General features: G+C 29.7%; 4 protein-coding genes. All 4 read left to right on the top strand.

The features are described from left to right. Positions 1-196 precede the first annotated feature (196 nt). From U881_RS0101480 to U881_RS0101465, 4 genes are read left to right on the top strand one after another with little or no spacing between them, the layout of a single operon-like run. A complete protein-coding gene (locus tag U881_RS0101480) occupies positions 197-763 on the top strand; it encodes a DUF228 domain-containing protein (RefSeq protein ID WP_024653017.1) in 567 nt (188 codons plus the stop codon). A 16-nt stretch (positions 764-779) separates the two neighbouring features. After that, a complete protein-coding gene (locus tag U881_RS0101475) occupies positions 780-1,739 on the top strand; it encodes a hypothetical protein (RefSeq protein WP_024653016.1) in 960 nt (319 codons plus the stop codon). Positions 1,740-1,748: 9 nt separating this feature from the next. Beyond that, a complete protein-coding gene (locus tag U881_RS0101470; RefSeq protein WP_024653015.1) occupies positions 1,749-2,210 on the top strand; it encodes a DUF3890 domain-containing protein in 462 nt (153 codons plus the stop codon). Beyond that, positions 2,210-2,608: a DUF1506 family protein gene (locus U881_RS0101465; protein WP_024653014.1), complete on the top strand. Its 399-nt coding sequence runs from the start codon at positions 2,210-2,212 to the stop codon at positions 2,606-2,608. The genes U881_RS0101470 and U881_RS0101465 overlap by 1 nt, the downstream gene beginning before the upstream one ends. Positions 2,609-2,612 lie beyond the last annotated feature (4 nt).

Raw genomic sequence — 2,612 nt, 5'->3', positions numbered from 1 at the left:
AGCTCTAATTTACCTACTTCAATTAATATTATTGCATTAAGCAATTCATATAAGCATGATTTTAGAACGCCAGACGAACAAAACGACTCGTCTTTTAGTTCAAGTAGTGATTTTACAATTCATTTTGTAAAGGTTGCTATTTTTGGGAACAAAGCTATTCAAAAAACAAGTTAAAAATTAAAAAGGAGGTTAAAGTATGGCCGATATTAAACAACTAGTTAAGGATTATCAAGATAAAAGAAAAGCACTAGCTTCTGTTATTAAAGGCGGTAGCAAAGAAGTAGAGCTTATGAGTAATACTACTGACTTTAGAAATAAAGGACCATGCGTTAGTGTTGGTGAATTTACTTCTTTTAGTAGTAATATACAAATAGAAAACTGGCCTAGCAAAAATTATCCATATAAATGTGGTGTTAAACTAAAGACAAATCAAATTAAAGCCAATGAGATTCATTATGGACCTCATGTTGAACCTGGTGGTGGTGATAATTTATATGGGATATGTGTTGATATTGATGATTATACAGAGAGAGCTCAAGTTGTACCAATAACTTCTGGTGCTTATCAAGCTTGGCTTTTTGCAAAAGACTCAACAATTAAGAGAGGAGACAAGGTTAAATTTAATGATAAAGGTGAAGCAGAAAAATCTAGTGGTTCAAATACTGTTTATAATGCATTTGCTTTAGAAGATACAGTCACTTTATCTGAGAATACATATTTAGTTCATATCAAATTTGTTGGAAATAAAGTATCTAATAATTAAATTAAGGAGGTTTTAAATGGAATTATTTGATGAAAATTATTATGTACAAGAAGTTATTCAAGCAACAGAAGAAGTCGAATTACCAAAATTTTATGATTGGTTTGCTAAAGAACAAATTGAAGAAGTTCCTTATAAGATGGGATTTTTTAAAACAGTAGAATGGGATGTTTTTCTAAAAGAAAATCCAACAGATGTTATAAATAATTATAATACAGTCTCAACAATAGGATTTAAATCAGAGGTGGTAAAGCTTAATTATTTGCATTTGCAATATAAATTTCCACATTTAAAAGATTCTGCGGTTCTCGAATTTACAAATTCTGAGTATATTGGAGATGTTAATAATAATTACTTACCTTTTGGTACTGCTTATAAATTAGCATGTAATGAAATTATGAAAATGATCACCCATTTTGTATTAACCGGAACTGTATCAATACAAAAGGATGGTAATAATGCAAAAATTCTTTTACCTAACATGTATGGTTTACTTAATATGCCATATCAAATCAAAGAAGAAGTTGATGCTAGCAATAAAGACAAAATGGATAAGATATTTGAAAAGATAGAATCTGGTCTGTCAAAATTAGAACTAGGTGATTATTTTGATTCTCCATTCATGGTAATTGTAGATCCGCTAACAAGCTTGAAATTGGTTAAACCTTATATGGTAAATGATAATCCAGGTTTTCTTAATGAACGTTGGCAAGATTTTTTAACAGCTACAATCAAAGCTTTGAATAATAGAAATGAAGTAGTAATACAAACATCTAATTTACTGAAAAATCAAATTGTTATTTTTCCAATGAATCCAAAGTTGTTGAAATTTAAACCAAGTAAATACATGTTGCCAACACCTAATGAACAAATTGACACTAATTCAAGCAATATTGCGCATTCTTATATTGATTTTGTACTTGGTGGTTTACTTGCTACAAAGAAAACTATTCTGCAGGTTTTCATTAAGCAAAGTTAGGAAACAGTTATGTCACATGATATAGCACAAGAACAACTTGATAATGAAATACGTAAACTTTACACAGAAATAATAGAATTATTGGATATCAATGAAGATGTTTTGAGTTTTTCGACTTTCATGCAATATTCACGACTAGTTGAGATGTTGCTTGAAGTTAAGGGTATTGACTTATCAATACTTACAACTTCACATATCAAATTGTTAATGTATTACTATACTGGGTGCAAACTGAAAAAAAGCGGAACTATCAATGATTTTAGTGGAAATTCCCAAGTAATAAAGAAACACAAACTTAACGAACTTGAGATCGAATATGAACAAGTACGATCATCTGATGTTAATGAATCTTTGGGTAGTGACATTAAAATTGGTGATAGTTTTTGTTCATCTTTTGATTCATTATTATCTAGTTTGGCACTTGTTGACTCTTCAACAACTAAAAAATATTGCATAGGAGTTGCACGTTAATGCAGAGAAATAATAATGTGAGAACCAAATTCACTCAAATGGCATTATCGGTTATTTCCTATTTTGAAGATAAAAAACCATTAAGGCTTTATCAAAAAAGATATGAATATAATGAAGAGACTGCAAGTTATGAAACAGTAATTGACAGAGAAAACTTTAAAGAATTTACTGGTGTACTCTTTAGCATCAATCCCGATTCTCTTGTGACTATGAATGAATCCGATCTTAGTGATATTACTTGTCTTTACAAGTTGTATACAAGTGCACAACTTGATTTTGCTATATCAGATAAGATCTCTGAAGGTGATTTAGATAATTTTCACTTTGAAATAGTATCAATTGATGGTTCAGTTGGTTATCTAACTTTAATACTAAAGGGAGTTGGCATGAATGGATAATGAA

Source organism: Borrelia persica No12, assembly GCF_000500045.1.
Taxonomy (GTDB): Bacteria; Spirochaetota; Spirochaetia; order Borreliales; family Borreliaceae; genus Borrelia; species Borrelia persica.
Note: the sequence above shows the minus strand (reverse complement) of the source record. Positions and strands in the feature narration are given on the sequence as shown.